This window comes from Rhizobium sp. 01T437, from assembly GCF_056398505.1.
Genome location: NZ_JBFTPM010000003.1, coordinates 241,664 through 259,694, shown reverse-complemented (window position 1 = coordinate 259,694; position 18,031 = coordinate 241,664). Strand labels below are relative to the sequence as shown.

General features: G+C 61.7%; 18 protein-coding genes. 9 read left to right on the top strand and 9 right to left on the bottom strand.

Annotation, left to right across the window (positions count from 1 at the left end):
* Window positions 1-22: 22 nt before the first annotated feature.
* The gene (locus AC1DM5_RS07495; protein ID WP_477818621.1) at window positions 23-223 is read right to left on the bottom strand and encodes a hypothetical protein; all 201 of its coding nucleotides are present in this window, start codon (window positions 221-223) and stop codon (window positions 23-25) included.
* 240 nt (window positions 224-463) lie between these two features.
* On the opposite strand from AC1DM5_RS07495, the gene AC1DM5_RS07490 reads away from it, so the two are divergent.
* Window positions 464-1,507 (top strand): NAD(P)-dependent alcohol dehydrogenase, encoded by a 1,044-nt coding sequence (locus AC1DM5_RS07490; protein WP_477818620.1) that lies wholly within the window; start codon window positions 464-466, stop codon window positions 1,505-1,507.
* 6 nt (window positions 1,508-1,513) lie between these two features.
* Here AC1DM5_RS07490 and AC1DM5_RS07485 read toward each other — a convergent pair whose 3' ends face one another.
* The 4 genes from AC1DM5_RS07485 to AC1DM5_RS07470 all read right to left on the bottom strand — a co-directional run bounded on the left by AC1DM5_RS07485 (window position 1,514) and on the right by AC1DM5_RS07470 (window position 5,220).
* Complete coding sequence (locus tag AC1DM5_RS07485; protein WP_477818619.1) at window positions 1,514-2,083, bottom strand: DedA family protein; 570 nt, start codon at window positions 2,081-2,083, stop codon at window positions 1,514-1,516.
* 33 nt (window positions 2,084-2,116) lie between these two features.
* On the bottom strand, window positions 2,117-3,478 hold the full coding sequence (locus AC1DM5_RS07480) for an FAD-containing oxidoreductase (RefSeq protein WP_477818618.1): 1,362 nt from the start codon (window positions 3,476-3,478) through the stop codon (window positions 2,117-2,119).
* On the bottom strand, window positions 3,478-3,936 hold the full coding sequence (locus AC1DM5_RS07475; protein WP_477818617.1) for a DUF4126 family protein: 459 nt from the start codon (window positions 3,934-3,936) through the stop codon (window positions 3,478-3,480). Before AC1DM5_RS07475 ends, AC1DM5_RS07480 begins: the two co-directional genes overlap by 1 nt.
* A gap of 96 nt (window positions 3,937-4,032) precedes the next feature.
* Window positions 4,033-5,220: an acyl-CoA dehydrogenase gene (locus AC1DM5_RS07470; protein ID WP_477818616.1), complete on the bottom strand. Its 1,188-nt coding sequence runs from the start codon at window positions 5,218-5,220 to the stop codon at window positions 4,033-4,035.
* 183 nt (window positions 5,221-5,403) lie between these two features.
* Here AC1DM5_RS07470 and AC1DM5_RS07465 point away from each other — a divergent pair, with 183 nt between their 5' ends.
* Window positions 5,404-5,742, top strand: a complete 339-nt coding sequence (locus tag AC1DM5_RS07465) for a cupin domain-containing protein (protein ID WP_112546239.1) — start codon at window positions 5,404-5,406, stop codon at window positions 5,740-5,742.
* On the opposite strand, the gene AC1DM5_RS07460 is transcribed toward AC1DM5_RS07465, so the two are convergent.
* Entirely contained in the window at window positions 5,743-6,687 is a 945-nt protein-coding gene (locus tag AC1DM5_RS07460; RefSeq protein WP_477818615.1) for a LysR family transcriptional regulator, read from the bottom strand.
* A gap of 252 nt (window positions 6,688-6,939) precedes the next feature.
* Between AC1DM5_RS07460 and AC1DM5_RS07455 the strand changes: the two genes are divergently transcribed.
* From AC1DM5_RS07455 to mmsB, 7 genes are all read left to right on the top strand, one after another.
* Window positions 6,940-8,151 (top strand): ABC transporter substrate-binding protein, encoded by a 1,212-nt coding sequence (locus AC1DM5_RS07455; protein WP_477818614.1) that lies wholly within the window; start codon window positions 6,940-6,942, stop codon window positions 8,149-8,151.
* Window positions 8,152-8,154: 3 nt separating this feature from the next.
* On the top strand, window positions 8,155-8,940 hold the full coding sequence (locus tag AC1DM5_RS07450; protein WP_477818613.1) for an ABC transporter ATP-binding protein: 786 nt from the start codon (window positions 8,155-8,157) through the stop codon (window positions 8,938-8,940).
* A complete protein-coding gene (locus tag AC1DM5_RS07445; RefSeq protein WP_477818612.1) occupies window positions 8,940-9,641 on the top strand; it encodes an ABC transporter ATP-binding protein in 702 nt (233 codons plus the stop codon). Before AC1DM5_RS07450 ends, AC1DM5_RS07445 begins: the two co-directional genes overlap by 1 nt.
* A 4-nt stretch (window positions 9,642-9,645) precedes the next feature.
* On the top strand, window positions 9,646-10,533 hold the full coding sequence (locus AC1DM5_RS07440; protein WP_477818611.1) for a branched-chain amino acid ABC transporter permease: 888 nt from the start codon (window positions 9,646-9,648) through the stop codon (window positions 10,531-10,533).
* 1 nt (window position 10,534) lies between these two features.
* Window positions 10,535-11,524: a branched-chain amino acid ABC transporter permease gene (locus AC1DM5_RS07435; RefSeq protein ID WP_477818610.1), complete on the top strand. Its 990-nt coding sequence runs from the start codon at window positions 10,535-10,537 to the stop codon at window positions 11,522-11,524.
* A gap of 109 nt (window positions 11,525-11,633) precedes the next feature.
* Window positions 11,634-13,229: a GMC family oxidoreductase gene (locus AC1DM5_RS07430; protein WP_477818609.1), complete on the top strand. Its 1,596-nt coding sequence runs from the start codon at window positions 11,634-11,636 to the stop codon at window positions 13,227-13,229.
* A gap of 9 nt (window positions 13,230-13,238) precedes the next feature.
* Window positions 13,239-14,120, top strand: a complete 882-nt coding sequence (gene mmsB, locus AC1DM5_RS07425; protein WP_477818608.1) for a 3-hydroxyisobutyrate dehydrogenase — start codon at window positions 13,239-13,241, stop codon at window positions 14,118-14,120.
* 7 nt (window positions 14,121-14,127) lie between these two features.
* On the opposite strand, the gene AC1DM5_RS07420 is transcribed toward mmsB, so the two are convergent.
* From AC1DM5_RS07420 to AC1DM5_RS07410, 3 genes are read right to left on the bottom strand one after another with little or no spacing between them, the layout of a single operon-like run.
* Window positions 14,128-15,177 carry a DUF2218 domain-containing protein gene (locus tag AC1DM5_RS07420; protein ID WP_477818607.1) on the bottom strand — a complete coding sequence of 350 codons (1,050 nt, stop codon included), beginning with the start codon at window positions 15,175-15,177 and terminating at the stop codon, window positions 14,128-14,130.
* Entirely contained in the window at window positions 15,174-17,162 is a 1,989-nt protein-coding gene (gene fhuB, locus AC1DM5_RS07415) for a Fe(3+)-hydroxamate ABC transporter permease FhuB (protein WP_477818890.1), read from the bottom strand. Before fhuB ends, AC1DM5_RS07420 begins: the two co-directional genes overlap by 4 nt.
* The gene (locus AC1DM5_RS07410; RefSeq protein WP_477818606.1) at window positions 17,155-18,030 is read right to left on the bottom strand and encodes an ABC transporter substrate-binding protein; all 876 of its coding nucleotides are present in this window, start codon (window positions 18,028-18,030) and stop codon (window positions 17,155-17,157) included. The genes fhuB and AC1DM5_RS07410 overlap by 8 nt, the downstream gene beginning before the upstream one ends.
* Between the last annotated feature and the right edge of the window lies 1 nt (window position 18,031).

Sequence of the window (18,031 nt, the reverse complement as noted above, 5' to 3'; positions counted from 1 at the left end):
GCCGCGCCATGCCGGCGCATGCTTAATAACGCTGCGGAGGGCGATTTCGATCCCGCGCCCGTGCAATAACCCGCACCGGCTGCAGCAGTGGCTGCGGCTGGCGGCCTTGCTGGAGTACAGCGACAGCCTCGTCCACCAGGTTGTGCCAGAATTCGCGGAGCTGTCGCGTGATCTGCGAGTTGGAAGACAGGTTTCTGCCGACATTATCGTTGTCGTGCGTCATCGCTTTACTCCTTTCCACTTTGTCGTAGTCCTTGGTGGTAAATGTAGTCCTCGCCGGGCCTTTCCGGAATCATACGGACGTCTAGTGCGAGCTTATCTTTCGGGTGATAAGCATGTGAGCATTTCGTCACATAATGAGCAAAAGCCTGGTGGAGATGATTGAATTGCTAGGCCTTGCGGTCTTATAGTCGCCGCAACGGCGCCCCATGAATCGCGGGAGCCATAGGGAAGGAAACCGATCATGACCAAAGTCCGTGCGCTGGTACTGGAGCGCCAGCATGAGCTTGCGCTTCGCGATATCGATCTGCCTCTGGAGACAGGGCCTGGGCAGGTGAAGATCAAGATCCATACCGTGGGTGTCTGCGGCTCCGACGTGCATTATTACACGCATGGCAAGATCGGCCCCTTCATCGTCAACGAGCCAATGGTGCTCGGCCATGAGGCGGCAGGCACTGTGGTCGAGGTCGGCTCCGGTGTGACGCATCTGAAGGTCGGCGATCGCGTCTGCATGGAACCCGGCATTCCCGATCCCAATTCCAAGGCAAGCCGGCTCGGCATGTACAATGTCGATCCGGCCGTTGCCTTCTGGGCGACGCCGCCGATCCACGGCGTGCTGACGCCTGAGGTCGTGCATCCGGCCAATTATACGTTCAAGCTGCCCGACAATGTCAGCTTCGCTGAAGGCGCGATGGTCGAGCCTTTCGCGGTCGGCATGCAGGCAGCCACCAAGGCGAAGATTGCACCCGGCGACACGGCCGTCATCCTCGGTGCCGGCCCGATCGGCACCATGGTTGCGATTGCTGCTCTTGCCGGCGGCTGCGCCCGCGCGATCGTCGCCGACCTCGCCCAGCCGAAGCTCGATATTGCTGCACAGTACCAGGGCGTTATCCCGGTCAATATCCGCGAAAAAAACCTCGCCGAGGAAGTCAGCCGGCTGACCGATGGCTGGGGTGCGGATGTGGTCTTCGAATGCTCGGGCTCGCCGAAAGCCTGGGAGACGATCATGGCCCTACCGCGCCCCGGCGGCGTCATCGTCGCCGTCGGCCTGCCGGTCAACCCGGTCGGCTTTGACGTCTCGACGGCCTCCACCAAGGAAATCCGCATCGAGACGGTGTTCCGCTACGCCCATCAGTATGAGCGCTCGATCGCCCTTCTCGGATCGGGTCGTGTCGACCTTAAGCCGCTGATATCAGAGGCCTTCGCCTTCGAGGATTCGATCAAGGCCTTTGACCGCGCGGTCGAGGCACGTCCGACGGATGTCAAGCTTCAGATCGTCATGGACTAAGGCCCTTTACGGGTACTTGATGCCAAATTTCGTCCTGCGAAGCACCAGCGCCGCGCCCGCGATGAGGGCCGCGGCGCCGAGTGCGATCAGCAGATGATGATGCAGCGGCAGGTGACCGAATATCTGGTGAATCCCGTGCCCAAAGGCATAGCCGAGTGCCGTGAAAAGCTGGCCCCAGATGAGCGCCGCCAGAAGGTTGAGCACGAGGAACCTCTGCGTCGATATATGCGTCGTGCCGATGACGATCGGGCTGATCGTCCGCAATCCGACCAGAAAGCGGAACGCAAAAATGAAGCCGGTCGGATATTTTTCGAGAAGTTGCGTGACCCGTGCGAGCGCCGGCGTCTCCATCACGCGGCGAACGAAACTCCATTGGGCGGCATAGCGGCCGGCAAAGAACCACATCTGATCTCCGGCGAATGATCCCGCCGAGGCGGCCATTGAGGCGGCCCAATAGGTCAGAAGGTCGCGATGCGCGATGACGCCGCCGAGAAAGGCGGCAGTTTCACCCTCAAAGGCGGTGCCGAGAAAGATCGCCGGGAGGCCGTAATTTTCGATCAGCAGTTCGATATTCAATGACCGGTCTCCGGCTGGTTGCGATCTTCGGGATCAGATCGCCTTCAAATCATCCAGCAGCGTCGGGATCAATTCCGAAACGGTCGGGTGTATCGGCACGGACCATCGTAGCGCCGGATAGGTCGTTCCGGCATTCATGGCATCGATGAAGCCGTGGATCGCCTCGTCGCCCTCGATGCCGAGAATGGCTGCACCCAGGATCTCCTTGGTCTCCGCATCTGCGACCACCTTCATGAAGCCCTTGGTTTCGCCGCGCTCATTGGCGCGGCCGACCCTGCTCATCGGGCGGGTCGAGACCATGATCTTGCGGCCTGAGGCGCGCGCCTGCTTTTCCGTCATGCCGACGCGGCCAAGCGGCGGATCGATATAGAGGGCATAGGCCAGAATGCGGCTCGACACTTTGCGCTCGCCACCGTCGAGCAGATTGGCTGCGGCAATCTCGAAGTCATTGTAGGACGTATGGGTGAAGGCGCCGTGGCCGTTGCAGTCCCCGAGCGCCCATATGCCTTCGATATTGGTGGCCAACCGGTCGTCGACGGTAATGAAGCCGCGCTTGTCGGTGGCCACACCCGCGGCATCGAGGCCGAGGTCGTCGGTATTCGGCGTCCGGCCGGTGGCGACAAGCACATGGCTTGCCTCGATCGTTTCGGAGTCGGCTGTGACGGTCGCACCATCGGCGCCCTTGGCGAAGCGGATGTCCTTGACGTCGGTATGGATCTTTATGCCCTCGGATCTCAGGATATCGGCGATCGCATCGGAAATATCCTCGTCCTCGCGGGAGGCGAGTTTCGGGCCGCGCTCGATCACCGTCACCTCCGTACCGAAACGCCGGTACATCTGTGCGAATTCCAGGCCGATATAACTGCCGCCGATAATGGCGAGATGCTTCGGCAGGCTGTCGAGATGGATGATGCCGGTGCTGGTCAGATAATCGATATCGGCAAGGCCCGGCATATCGGGGATCGTTGGGCGGGCGCCGACATTGAGGAAAATCTTCGGTGCCGTCAGCGTGTCGCCGTTGACGACGACTTCTTTCGAGCCCGTGAAGCGGGCATGGCCGTAGATGACGGTCATGGTTTTCATGCCACCGAACCAGCCGCTCAAACCGTTGCGGGCATCCATGATGATCGTTTCTGCGCGATCGCGCACGGTCTTCATGTCGATTGCGATTTCGCCCGGAATCCGCACACCGTAGTCGGCGCCACGCCGCGCCACATGGGCGGCACGGGCGCTTGCCACCAGTGTTTTCGTCGGCATGCAGCCCGCATTAACGCAGGTGCCGCCGAGGAACTTGCGTTCGATCAGCGCCACCTTCATGCCCGTTTCCGCCATGCGGGCGGCGAGGAATGGGCCGGCCTGGCCGGCGCCGATGAAGATTGCGTCGAAGCTCTTCATCAGACTGCCCACGCGATGATAATGGCGCCGATGACGGCAACGGCATCCTCGATCAGGGCTGCCGGACGATCCTGGCCGAAGGAGGCTGCGAGCTTGCCGCGGGCGGCTGCACCGCCGAGCGTGCCGATGACCGCGCCGATGATGCCGGCGATCAGGCCGCCGGAGAGCAGACTGCTTGCGGCGCCGATGACGGCACCGCACAGCGCGCCGACGATGATGCGGGTGGCGAACTGGATCGGCACCTTGCGCGAGGGGGTGGAGGGTAATTGGTCGGTGATGAGCTCAATGACGGCAAGCGCCGTGAAGATCCACGGCGTCCACCGGTAGCCCATGAAGGCAAGCGGCGTCTGAGAGATATCGAACCAGCCGAGTGCCGCGCCCCAGGCGATAGCGGCAGGTGCGGTCATGGCGCGAAGACCGGCAATGACGCCGATCAGAAGTGCGAGCAGCAGAAACATATGCAAATCCCCCTTGCGCCGCCGGCCTCTCTGCCGCGGCAAGGGGAGGTTTGCACATTGTTGTCAAGGTTGCAATTCGCCTCGCGCGCGAGTGAATTAGTTGGAGAAGGCGGCAATGCCTGTGATCGCACGACCGAGAATAAGCGCATGAATGTCATGCGTTCCCTCGTAGGTGTTGACCACTTCGAGATTGACGAGGTGGCGAGCGACGCCGAACTCGTCGGAAATACCATTACCGCCCAGCATGTCGCGGGCTGCACGGGCAATCTCCAGTGCCTTGCCGCAGGAATTGCGCTTGAGGATCGACGTCAGTTCGACGGGCGGATGGCCCTCTTCCTTCATGCGGCCGAGACGCAAACATCCTTGAAGCCCGAGCGAGATTTCGGTTGCCATATCGGCAAGCTTCTTCTGGATGAGCTGGTTGGCGGCGAGCGGCCGGCCGAACTGTTGGCGGTCCAGCGTATATTGCCGGGCCGTCGCGTAACAGGCTTCAGCTGCACCCAGCGCGCCCCAGGCGATGCCGAAGCGAGCGGAGTTGAGGCAGGTGAAAGGTCCTTTGAGGCCGCTGACGTCGGGTAGCAGATTCTCTTCCGGCACGAAGACATTGTCCATGACGACTTCGCCTGTGATCGAGGCACGAAGCCCAACCTTGCCCTGGATCTTCGGGGCTGAGAGACCCTTCCAGCCCTTTTCCAGGATGAAGCCGCGGATGAGGCCATCCTCGGTCTTTGCCCAGACGACGAAGATATCGGCAATCGGCGCGTTCGAGATCCAGGTCTTGGAACCCGTCAGGCTATAACCGCCGTCAACCTTCTTTGCCCGCGTCGCCATGGAGCCTGGATCGGAGCCGTGATTGGGCTCGGTCAGGCCAAAACATCCGATCCATTCGCCGGTCGCAAGTTTAGGCAGATATTTCTTCTTCTGTTCTTCGGAGCCGAAGGCGTCGATCGGCACCATGACCAGCGAGGACTGAACGCTCATCATTGAACGGTAACCGCTGTCGACCCGTTCCACTTCGCGGGCGATCAGGCCGTAAGCGACGTAGCCGAGGCCAGCGCCGCCATATTCGGGATCGATCGTGGGGCCGAGAAGGCCGAGTTCGCCCATCTCCCGGAATATTTCCGGATCGGTCTTCTCGTTGCGGAAGGCTTCGAGGACACGGGGGCCGAGCTTTTCCTGTGCATAGGCATGGGCGGTCTCCTGCACCATGCGCTCCTCGTCGGTCAGCTGCTCCACGAGCCGGAAGGGATCGGCCCAGTCGAAAACCTCGCGCGTATGCTGCATGTCCAGTCTCCTCACCACTGTTCAGGGCCATTCTAGAGGCATGCCTGATTTAAGGTCGCATAGACCCGCCCGTTTGCGGCGTCAACAAGGCGTTCATCGCGCCAAAGACACAGAACCCATCTTTTCAAATGGCGGCCGGTGCGCCAGTTTGCGCGCGACAGATTCTAGAAGGAGGAGGCAGACATGTCATCGAGCGATCTCTTCGTATCGGCCGAAGGCGCCGAATGGGTAAACCCTGAGCCGGGCGTGACCCGCCGGATCATGACCTATCTGCCTGAGATGATGATGGTGGAAGTGGCTTTCGAGGCAGGCGCCGTGGGTGCTGCCCATTTCCACCCTCACATACAGGCGAGCTATGTCGCCGAAGGCAGCTTCGAAGTGACGATCGACGGCCGCACTGAAGTCTTGAAGCAGGGTGGCAGCTTCATCGTGCCGCCCAATCTGGTTCACGGCGTCAAGGCGCTGGAAAAGGGTCGCTTGATCGATACCTTCACCCCGCATCGCGCCGAATTCCTGAAATAGTCACATCTCTGCCTTCGCCTTTCGTGCTGTGCCGATATAGGGCGGGATGAAACAGGCGTCTTCGCTGCGTGCCGTTTCCCTCAGGAAGTCGATGACGGCGCGCACGCGCGGCGCTTGCCTCAAGTCGCGGTGGCATGTGATCCAGTAGTGTCGCTTGAGATCGATCTCGTCGGGCAGCACGCGCACCAGTTCGGGATAACGGCAGGCGAAGAAATAGGGCAGGATGCCGAGGCCAAGGCCGTTTCTGGTGGCCGTCAACTGCGCGAAGATGCTGGAACTCTGGAATTGCGGCTTGATGCGCGGATGCACGTCGCCAAGATAATCGAGCCCCGGTGCGAAGATCATTTCCTCGATATAGCTGATGAAGGGGTGGTTCAGTAGGTCGTCACGCGTGTTGATGGGTGCAGCGCGGGCGAGATAGTCGCGCGAGGCGTAGACCTGCAGATGATAGTCCGTCAGCTTTTCGGCAAAGTAGGGGCCGCCTTTGGGCTCGTCGAGGACGACGGAAATGTCCGCCTCCTTGCGGGAGAGCGACATGATCTGCTGGATGGTGACGAGTTCCAGCGCCAGATGCGGATGGCGGGCGGCAAATTGCGGCAGGACGGTCGCAAAGAAGAAATTGGCGAAGCCCTCCGGAGCGCTGAGGCGCACGAGGCCGCGCTGGCTAAGCGACCCATCGGCGAGATCGGCCCGCAGCCGTTCAGTTTCCTGTTCCATCTTCTCGGCCGTTTCGACAAAGCGCGTGCCCATGGCGGTCAACACGTAGCCGCGCGGATTTCGCTCGAAAAGCTTGACCTTCAGTGCAAATTCCAGCCGGTCGATGCGCCGCGAGACGGTCGCATGGCTGGAGCGCAACTGCCGCGCGGCTGTCGAAAGCTGGCCGGTGCGGGCAACGGCTAGAAAAAACTGCAGATCGTCCCAAGTAAATTGCGAAGCATGGCTCATCGGCGTCGCCCATCCATCTACGTCTTTGGTCTAATGCCGCCCGCAAAGGAGAGCGCTGCAACTGTCGCTACAGCGGCATTGTGATCGGTGCTGTTCAAAAACGAACAGATACTGTTTGGAATTAGATGTAAACCGCCAGTTGCCTCATGGAGGAAATTCCGTGATCGTAAGGGCGGAGCGGCCGCTTTGAGGAGGGCGGGTCGCCAAATTTGAACAGATTCGCAATCTGGCCAATCTCTGGGAGGAGAGACTATGCGAAAGAATTTCATTGCGTCCGTTGCATTTCTACTGGCAAGCAGCACCGCCGTGTTCGCCCAAAGTGCTGCCATTTCCGATGGCAAGGTCAAGATCGGCATCCTGAACGACCAGTCCGGCGTTTATGCCGACTTCGGCGGTAAGTCCTCGGTCGAGGCTGCCAAGATGGCTGTCGAGGATTTCGGCGGCAAGGTGCTCGACATGCCGGTCGAGATCGTCGATGCCGACCACCAGAACAAGCCTGATATCGCTTCCAACATTGCCCGCCAGTGGTATGACACCGAGCAGGTCGACGCCATCATGGAGCTGACGACCTCGTCTGTGGCGCTCGCCGTGCAGGCCGTCGCCAAGGAAAAGAAGAGGATCGATATCGTCACGGGTGCTGCGACGACGGATCTAACAGGCAAGGCCTGCTCGCCTTATGGCTTCCACTGGGCTTATGACACCCACGCTCTGGCCGTCGGCACCGGCGGCGCGCTGGTCAAGCAGGGTGGCGACAGCTGGTTCTTCCTGACGGCAGACTATGCTTTCGGCTATTCGCTGGAGCAGCAGACCAGCGATTACGTGAAGGCAAGCGGCGGCACGGTCGTCGGTTCCGTACGCCATCCCCTGTCGACGCAGGACTTCTCGTCCTTCCTGCTGCAGGCGCAATCATCAGGCGCGAAGGTCATCGGCCTTGCCAATGCCGGCCTCGATACGTCGAACGCCATCAAGCAGGCGGCGGAATTCGGCATTACCCAGGGCGGCCAGCATCTGGCAGCGCTGCTCTTCACGCTTGCCGAAGTCCACGGCCTCGGCCTCGAAGCAGCGCAAGGCCTGACGCTGACCGAAGGCTATTACTGGAACCGTGACGACGAAAGCCGCGCATTCGCCAAGAAGTTCTTCGCACGCACCGGCAAGATGCCGAACATGATCCACACCGGCACCTATTCGGCTGTTCTGCAATATCTGAAGGCGATCCAGAAGGCGGGCACGGATGAGACGGAAGCCGTCGCCAAGCAGCTGCATGAGATGCCCGTCGATGATGTCTTTGGCCGTGGCGGCACGGTCGGCCCGAACGGCCGCATGATCCACGACATGTATCTGCTGCAGGTCAAGAAGCCCGCGGAAAGCAAGGAGCCGTGGGACTATTTCAACGTTCTCGCCACCATTCCGGGCAAGGAAGCCTATATCGACCCCGCCAAGAGCGGCTGCGATCTGGTGAAGTGAGCGATGGCGGTTTCCGCGATTGAAACTCAGGCCAAGCCGCGGGTGGTGCTTTCCGCCCGCGGCCTGCGCCGTGATTTCGGCGGCTTCACGGCCGTCAAGAATGTCGATCTCGATGTGCATGACGCAAGCGTGCATGCACTGATCGGGCCGAACGGTGCAGGCAAGACGACGGTGTTCAACCTGCTCACCAAGTTCCTGCAGCCGACATCAGGCACGATCACGCTGATGGGCACAGACATCACCAGGACGCCACCGGATCGGGTGGCGCGCTTGGGCCTCGTCCGCTCATTCCAGATCTCTGCCGTCTTCCCGCATCTTTCCGTGCTCGACAATGTGCGGGTCGCCCTGCAGCGGCCGAACAATCTGTCCACTCAGTTCTGGCGTCCGCTTTCAGCACTCGACAGCCTGAACGACCGGGCCGAGCAATTGCTTGCCAGTGTCGGGCTTTCCAAGGAGCGCGATCATATCGCCGCCGATCTTTCCTATGGCCGCAAGCGCGTGCTTGAAATCGCCACCACGCTGGCACTCGATCCGAAGGTGCTGCTGCTCGACGAGCCGATGGCCGGCATGGGGCAGGAGGATGTCGGCGTCGTCTCCGCCATCATCCGCGATGTCGCCCGCGATAGGGCAGTGCTTATGGTCGAGCACAATCTCTCCGTCGTTGCCAATATCTGCCAGCATGTGACCGTGCTGCAGCGTGGCGAGATCCTCGCCGAGGGCGACTATGCGACCGTCAGCCAGGACGAGCGCGTGCGGCAGGCCTATATGGGTACGGAGGAGCACCACTGATGGCGCCGCTTCTCGAAATTCAGGGTCTGAATGCCTGGTATGGCGAAAGCCATATCCTGCACGGGATCGACATGACGGTCGGTGAGGGCGAGATGATCACCATTCTCGGCCGCAATGGCGTTGGCAAGACGACGACCTTGCGTACCATCACCGGTATCGTACGCTCCCGAAAGGGCAGGATAAGCTTTGCCGGCACGGATATGATGCGGGTGCCGCTGCATAAGACCGCACACAAGGGTATCGGTTTCGTGCCGGAGGAGCGCGGCATCTTCGCGACGCTGACGGTTTCGGAAAATCTGATGCTGCCGCCTGTTGTGGCGCCCGGCGGCATGAGCCTCGATGAAATCTACGAGCTTTTTCCGAACCTTTATGAGCGGCGCACGAGTTCCGGCACCAAGCTTTCGGGCGGTGAGCAGCAGATGCTGGCGATCGCCCGCATCCTGCGCACCGGCGTGCGCCTGCTGTTGCTCGACGAGCCGACCGAGGGGTTGGCGCCTGTTATCGTCCAGCGTATCGGCGAGGTTTTGAAGACGCTGAAGGAACGCGGCATGACCATCGTGCTCGTCGAACAGAATTTCCGCTTCGCAAGCCGTATTGCCGATCGCTTCTATCTGATGGATCATGGACAGATGGTCTCGGAATTCCCGGTCGGCGAACTGCCGCAGCGCATGGACACGCTGCACAAGGTTCTGGGAGTGTGACGCGATGACGATGATCTTCGGCATTCCCTTGCAGGCGCTGCTCGGCCAGCTGCTGATCGGCCTGATCAACGGGTCCTTCTATGCGCTGCTGAGCCTTGGTCTTGCGATCATTTTCGGTCTTCTGCGCGTCATCAACTTCGCGCATGGTGCCCAGTACATGCTCGGTGCTTTTGTCGCCTATCTGCTGCTGAATTATCTCGGTATCGGCTACTGGCCGTCGCTGATCCTGGCGCCCGTCATCGTCGGGCTTGCCGGCGCTGTCATCGAGCGTCTCTTTCTGCGCCGGCTCTACGATCTCGATCCGCTCTACGGCCTGCTATTCACCTTCGGTCTGGCGCTCGCCGTCGAAGGCACGTTCCGTTATCTCTACGGCTCTTCGGGCCAGCCCTATGCAACGCCACCGGCGCTGGCCGGCGGCATGAACCTCGGCTTCATGTTCCTGCCGATCTACCGCGGCTGGGTGGTGGTCGTTTCGCTCGTCGTCTGCATTGGCACCTGGCTCTTGATCGAAAAGACCAAGCTCGGCGCCTATCTGCGCTCAGCGACGGAAAATGCCACTCTGGTGCAGGTCTTTGGCGTCAACGTGCCGGTTCTCTTGACCTTCACTTATGCACTCGGCGCCGGTCTTGCCGCCTTTGCCGGTGTGCTCGCCGCACCCATCTACCAGGTTTCGCCGCTGATGGGATCGAACATGATCATCGTTGTCTTTGCCGTGGTCGTCGTCGGCGGCATGGGCTCGATCATGGGCGCCATCATCACCGGCTATGTGCTTGGCATCGCGGAAGGCCTGACCAAGGTCTTCTATCCGGAAGCCTCCAATATCGTCATCTTCGTCATTATGGCGATCGTGCTTCTCATCAGGCCCGCGGGCCTCTTCGGCCGGGATGCGTGACATGGCTGACATCACCGAAACCATCCGAACGGAAAAGAGCCGCACCGCAATTTCGGTGCAGACAGGCTTCCTGATCATAGGGCTGCTGCTTCTGTTGCTGGCGCCCTTCTTCTTCTACCCGATCTTCCTGATGAAGCTGCTCTGCTTCGCGCTCTTTGCCTGCGCCTTCAACCTGCTGCTTGGCTATACCGGCCTGCTTTCCTTCGGCCATGCGACTTTTTTCGGCGGGGCTGCTTATTTCACCGCCTATACGGTCAAATCCTGGGGATTCCCGCCGGAACTCGGCATTCTCGTCGGCGTTGTCGGGGCGGCGTTGCTCGGCCTCGTCATGGGCTTCTTCGCGATCCGCCGGCAGGGCATCTATTTTGCGATGATCACGCTGGCACTATCGCAAATGTTCTTCTTCTTCTGTTTGCAGGCGAAGTTCACCGAGGGCGAGGACGGAATCCAGTCCGTGCCTCGTGGCCACCTCTTCGGCTTCATCGATCTCAACAGCTCCACCAACATGTATTATTTCGTGCTGGCGGTGTTCCTGATCGGGCTGCTGATCATCTGGCGCTTCATCAATTCGCCCTTCGGCATGATCCTGAAATCGATCCGCGAGAATGAGCAGCGGGCAATCTCGCTTGGCTATTCCGTGGCGCGCTACAAGCTCGGCGCCTTCGTGATGTCGGCGGCCCTTGCCGGGCTTGCCGGCTCGGTGAAGGCGCTGGTCTTCCAGTTTGCGACGCTGACGGATGTCGCCTGGCAGATGTCGGGCGAGGTGATCCTGATGACGCTGCTCGGTGGCATCGGCACGCTGATCGGCCCGGTCTTCGGTGCCGGCCTCGTCGTGACGCTGCAGAATTATCTCGCGACTTCGGAGTTTCCGGTGACCATCATTACGGGCGTGGTCTTCATGATCTGCGTGCTGATCTTCCGCCGCGGCATTATCGGTGAATTCTATGCTTCTCGGCTCGGGCGTAAACTGGGCTTTGTCTATCGCCGCTGAACGGGCGGACCTCTTTCCTGCAACGGGAAAGGATGTGCGGCGGCGCCGCGAAATCCCGCCTCCTCAGGCCCGGGGAGGCGGGACGCAGCCATTTCGGAGTGCATGATCCATGGATCGCTATGACTATATCATCATCGGCGCAGGCAGCGCCGGCTGCGTGCTCGCAAACCGGCTGTCAGCCGACCGCGACACACGGGTCTTGCTGCTGGAGGCGGGTGGCAACGACAATTACCACTGGATCCACATTCCCGTCGGCTATCTCTATTGCATCAACAATCCGCGCACCGATTGGTGTTTTACCACCGCACCGGAGGACGGGCTGAACGGACGGGCGCTGAACTACCCGCGCGGCAAGGTGCTCGGCGGCTGCTCCTCGATCAACGGCATGATCTATATGCGCGGCCAGGCCCGCGACTACGATCTCTGGCGGCAGATGGGCTGCGCCGGCTGGGGCTGGGACGACGTGCTGCCTTATTTCCGCAAATCGGAGGATCATTATCAGGGCGAGGACGAGATGCATGGCGCCGGCGGCGAATGGCGCGTGGAAAAGGCGCGGGTGCGCTGGGCCGTGCTCGATGCTTTCCAGCAGGCCGCCAGGGAAGCCGGTATCCCTGAAACAGCGGATTTCAACCGCGGCAGCAACGAAGGCTCCGGCTATTTCGACGTCAACCAGCGCTCCGGTGTCCGCTGGAATACGACGAAGGCCTTTCTGCGCCCGGCGATGAAACGCGGCAACCTGACTGTGATGACCAAGGCGCAGGTGCGGCAGCTGCTGGTCGAGGAAGGCGCCGTTGTCGGCGTCGAGTTCCAGCATGGCGGTACGGCCAAGCGGGCTTATGCCGCGAAGGAAACCGTGCTGTCGGCGGGCTCCATTGGCTCGCCGCATATTCTGGAACTTTCCGGCATCGGCCGTGGAGAGGTTCTGCATCAAGCCGGCATTGATGTGCTGACCGAGGTCAAGGGCGTCGGCGAAAACCTGCAGGATCATCTGCAGCTTCGGCTGGCCTATAAGGTTACTGGGGTGCCGACGCTCAACGAAAAGGCGTCGAAGCTGATCGGCAAGGCGGCGATCGGGCTCGAATATCTCATGCATCGGTCCGGTCCGATGGCTATGGCGCCGAGCCAGCTCGGCATCTTCACCCGTTCCGGCCCGGACAAAGAAACGCCGGATCTTCAGTACCACGTGCAGCCGGTGTCGCTCGATAAGTTCGGCGATCCCGTCCACGCCTTCCCGGCGATTACGGCGAGCGTCTGCAACCTCAGGCCGGAAAGCCGGGGATCTGTGCATGTTTCCAGCCCGGATTTTGCCGCGCAACCGACCATTGCGCCAAGATACCTCTCGACGCAGCGCGATCGAGATATAGCTGTTCGTTCGATAAAGCTGACGCGCAGGATCGTCGCACAGCCCTCCTTCGCCCGCTTCCAGCCGGAAGAATTCAAGCCGGGGCCGAGCTATCAGAGCGAGGCGGAACTGGAAAAGGCGGCAGGCGATATCGGCACGACGATTTTCCACCCGGTCGGCACCTGCCGCATGGGTATCGACAGGGAAAGTGTCGTTGATCCGCGGCTGAGAGTGCGGGCGCTCGGCAAGCTCAGGATCGCGGATGCCTCGGTGATGCCGGCCATCACGTCCGGCAACACCAATTCGCCGACGATCATGATCGCCGAAAAGGCGGCCACCATGATCATCGAGGACAACAGATAGGAGATAAGCATGGCACGGATCGGATTTATCGGACTTGGCAATATGGGCGGGCCGATGGCCGCCAATCTCGTCAAGGCCGGCCACGAGGTTCTCGGCTTCGATCTGGCTGCCCCGGTGCTGAAGGCGGCCGAGGAAAGCGGCGTGAAGCCCGCCAGCCACGCCAGCCAGGCGGTGAAGGAGGCTGAGATCGTCATCACCATGCTGCCGCAGGGCAAGCACGTGCTGACGGCTTGGACCGATATCCTGCAATCGGCCAATCAGGGGGCGCTGGTCATAGACTGCTCGACCATCGACGTCGAAAGCAGCCGCAAGGCGCATGAGATGGCCAAGGCCGCAAGTTGCCTGTCGCTAGACGCGCCTGTCTCCGGCGGTACGGGCGGAGCGAGCGCCGGCACGCTGACCTTCATGGCCGGCGGCTCGGAAGAGGCCTTTGCCAAGGCAAAACCGATCCTCGAGGCCATGGGCAAGAAGATCGTCCATTGCGGCGAGGCCGGAGCAGGGCAGGCTGCGAAGATCTGCAACAACATGATCCTCGGTATCTCCATGGTCGGCGTCTGCGAGGCTTTTGTACTCGCCGAAAAGCTCGGCCTCTCGCATCAGGCGCTCTTCGATGTCGCCTCCACCTCGTCCGGCCAGTGCTGGTCGATCAATACCTATTGCCCAGTGCCGGGACCGGTGCCGACTTCGCCTGCCAACAATGATTACAAGCCGGGTTTTGCCGCAGCACTGATGCTGAAGGATCTCAGGCTTTCGCAGGAGGCCGCACTCGCGAGCGGTGCCTCCACGCCTCTTGGTGCGGAGGCCGCACAGCTCTACGCACTCTTCGAGAAGCTCGGCAATGGCGGCAGGGATTTCTCCGCCATCATCGAAATGTTCCGCGAAAAGACGTGAGGCGGATCTACCGCTCCCAGTAAGCGCCGATGCTCATCTTGTGGCGGTCATGGCAGCGCTCGGTCTTGAGGAAATCGCGGATGCGCTTGGCCTCGGACCGTTCGCAGCCGGCCCAGACGAAGGTGTCGGCATCGGCGTCGGCCAGCGCGTTTTTGACGGCGCTCTCGACCAGACCCATCGTGCCGGCGGGCGCGCCGTTGCGATGCATCCAGGTAAGGTCGACTTTACCGGCCGACGGCAGCGGAAGCTCTTCCGAACGACCATCGACTTCGAGGAAAATCCGTAACTGCGTTCCAGTGGGAACTTCCGCGGCAATGCGCGAGATGGCGGGCAAGGCCGTCTCGTCGCCGGCGAGGATCATTGACGTGGCTTCCGGCACGCCTCCGCCACCGGGGCCGAGCGCACCGGCAATGTCACCGGGCTTGGCATTCACCGCCCATTCGGCGCCGGGCATGTTTTCCCCTTCATGTAGCACGAAATCGATATCGATTTCGCCGCGCTCCAGATCGATGCTGCGAAACGTGTAGATGCGCACGGTCAGCTCATCCTCGTCCTTTGCCCATTCGATGCGGCCGTCCGAGCGCAGTTTCGGCCAGACGGGCGTGCGACCCTTCGGCGGAATGAGCAGACGGAAGTGCAACCCGCCGTGAGCGAAATGCCTGGCATCGTCGCAGGCCACTGTCACGCGGCGCATATGCGGGCTGATGTTGCGGGCGCTGACCACGCGGATCTCGCGCAGGTCCGGCAGGCGATCCGCCTTCGGCGCGTCCGACCAGGTAAGCTCCAGGGTTTCTTCGCCCGCAAACTGGAAAAGGTGGTCGGCGATCACCGAGCGGACATTCTGCAGCGCTCGCGCACTCTTGCAGGAAAGCTCGATCGCAAGCTCCGGGCCGTCGTGGCGGATGTCCGCCTTGCCGATCGTCATCTCCAGCGTCACCAGATCGCCGTCGCGTTTGACGGTGCTGTGTTCGACGAAATGCGAGCAAAGCTCGTCGAGCATTCGGCCGGGATCGACGGCGATTGCGACGCCGGATGCGGTGAAACGTTCAGCCATCATTGTTTGATGTCCTTTCGCGAAAGCAGCCAGATGAGGTAGGGGCCACCGATCAAGGCCGCGAAAAGGCCGACCGGTACCTGATAGGGGTAGATGACGGTGCGCGAGAGCCAGTCCGCCGTCATCAGCACGCCGGCGCCGAAGAGCGCGCTTGCGGCAAGCTGATGTGTGGGCCGATGGAAGCCGGCAAGCCGCGCAAGATGCGGCGCGATAAGCCCGGTGAGGCTGAGTGGCCCGACGAGGAAGGAGGCGATTGCTGTCATCAATGCGGCGAGGATCGCCAGCGCCAGCCGGCTTGCACCGACGCGAAGGCCGAGCGCGCGGCTGGAATTGCCGCCGAGCGGCAGCATCGCCAGCCAGCGGCCGAGAAAGGGTAATGGCACCACCAGCACAATGAGCGAGATCAGCGCCGTCCAGGCTTCGAAGGCTCCGGCTCGATTGGTCGAGCCGGAGAGCCAAGTGAGCAGGATATAGCCGCGCATGTCCCCCTGCGCGAGTACCATGGTGACGATCGCCATAGCGAAGGCACCGATGCCGACGCCGGCAAGTAGCATGCGCTCCGGCGAGAACTGCGCGCGGGCCGAAATGGCGATCGTCGCCCCGAAGGCTGCGAGAGCGCCGAGCGCCATGGCAAGCAGCATGATGACGGGCGAGGGGAAGCCGAAGAGGAAAAGCGCGATGGTCAGCCCCGCACCGGCGCCACTGCTGATCCCGAGCACTTCCGGGCTTGCAATCGGATTGCCGGTCACCCGCTGCATGATGAACCCGGCTGCCGCGAGCATGCCGCCGGCGCCGGCCGCAACGATGGTGCGCGGCAGGCGGAAGGGCAGCAGATCGGTGAAGAGCATACCGGTGGCGAAATGCCAGCCGTCATCGGCTGGACCGAGGGTGAGGAAGACGACAAAGAGCAAAATGATCGCAGCAGAGAGCCCAGCGAGAGTGACCAGAGGCTTGGACAGCCTCTTGAGGGCCGCAGCCGACTGCGCGGCGCCGGCCGAGACGGAATGGACGCGCGGCAACAGGAAAAGCAGCAGCGGTCCACCAAGCAGGGCCGTTGCGGCGCCGGTTGGCGCGAGATCGGTGAAGCCGGGGCCGAGGAGCTGGGTCAGGCAATCGGTAAGGAACAACAGACCGGCACCCGTCAGCGGTGCTGCGATCATCAGTCTCCCGGTGCTGCGCGCGCCGAAAAGCCGGGCAATTGCAGGGGCGGCGAGGCCGAGGAAGCCGATGATGCCTACTTCGGCGGTGACTGAGGCTGCGAGCCAGACGGCGAGAGCGAGGATGGAAAAGCGCGCGAAATGCAGGGCGAGGCCGAGGCTCCTGGCGCTGTTATCATCGAGCGTTAGAATGCGAAGTGGTCGTACGAGTAGCATGGTGGCAGCGAAACCGAGGATGAGGCGCGGCCCGAGTGAAAGCACGCCAGTCCAGTCCTGCTGGCTGAGCGATCCGGCGCCCCAGATATAAATCGACATGGCATATTCGCCGCGCGCCAGGATGAGCGTAACGCTCAAGGCGGCGGCGATCATACTGACGATCATGCCTGAAAGCGCGACAGTGACCGGATCGAGCCCGCGTCGCCAGCTGAGCGCCAACACGATTGCGACGGCGCTAAGCCCGCCGCCGAAGGCGACAATCTCACGCGAAAACCCGATCAGCAGCGGCGAGAAGCTGAGGGCGGCCGTCATCGCCAGTTCCGCGCCAGAGGTAATGCCGAGTGTGGAGGCATCGGCGATCGGATTGCGCAGCACGCGCTGCAGCAGCGTACCGGAAAGGCCGAGTGCTGCACCGGCGATCAGCGCCAGCACGGCGCGGGGCAGGATACTGTTCCAGAGCAGCACGCCATCGAGCATGGTGGCTTGAGCGGTGTCGCCGGGTACCTGCGGGCGCGTTGCGATCAGAAGCGTGAAGGCAGCGATGCAAAGAGCCGGTAGCACGATTGCGGCAAACGGAATGCTGTGACCGCGGGCAGGTCGGGCGAGACTAACCATTCCATGCATGGCCAAGCGCCTCCTGCAAAAGATCGGCAAAGCGCATGGCTGCCGGCAAAGCGCCGTAGGGATTGATGGAGCCGAGCATCAGCACGCGCTTCTCGCGCACCGCCGGCAGCGCATTCCAAAAGGCACTGGTCGAAAGGGTCTCGATCGCATCGGCCGGGTGCGGTGGGATCATCACGATCCAGGCATCCGGCATGGAGGCCAGCGTCTCGATGCCGACGGGGGCGGTAGCCGAATAGCTGGTATCGCCCTGCCAGGCATTGGCGAGGCCTACGCGCTTCAGCACCTCGCCGAACATGCTATCCGAGCCGAAGACACGGAAATGCCTGGCGTCACCGAGATTGATCGGGATCAGGGGCCGGCCGTCGCCTGCCGCAAAATCCGTCTTGTAACGGTCGAGCTTGGCAGAAAGCTCCTCAGTGAATTGCCTTGCGGTGGCAAGCTGCAGACTTTCGCCGATCGCGATTGTTGCCTGTTCGGCAAGTGCGTAAGGGCTTTCGCCCGGCTTGTAGATCGCGTGACTTTCAACAGGCGCGATCGGCTGCATTTGGGCATCCGCCCAGGCATAGAAATTCGAATTGAAGATCAGCTCCGGGCGGGCAAACCGCAGCACTTCGAAATTCGGCGTGCCACGCAAGCCGAGATCGGCGACACCATCGGGAATAGCAGGTGTCACCGCCACCTCGTGGAACTGCCGCAACTCCGTTCCTGCAACGACATTGGCGCCGATCGTCAGCAAGGTTTCGAGCAGAGCCCAATCAAGGGTCGCGACGCGCAGGCTGTCACCCGCCCGCAGGAGCGCGGGGGCCGACAGCGTAGCCGCCGCACCGGCCAGAAACTGCCTGCGGGAGAACAATGCCATG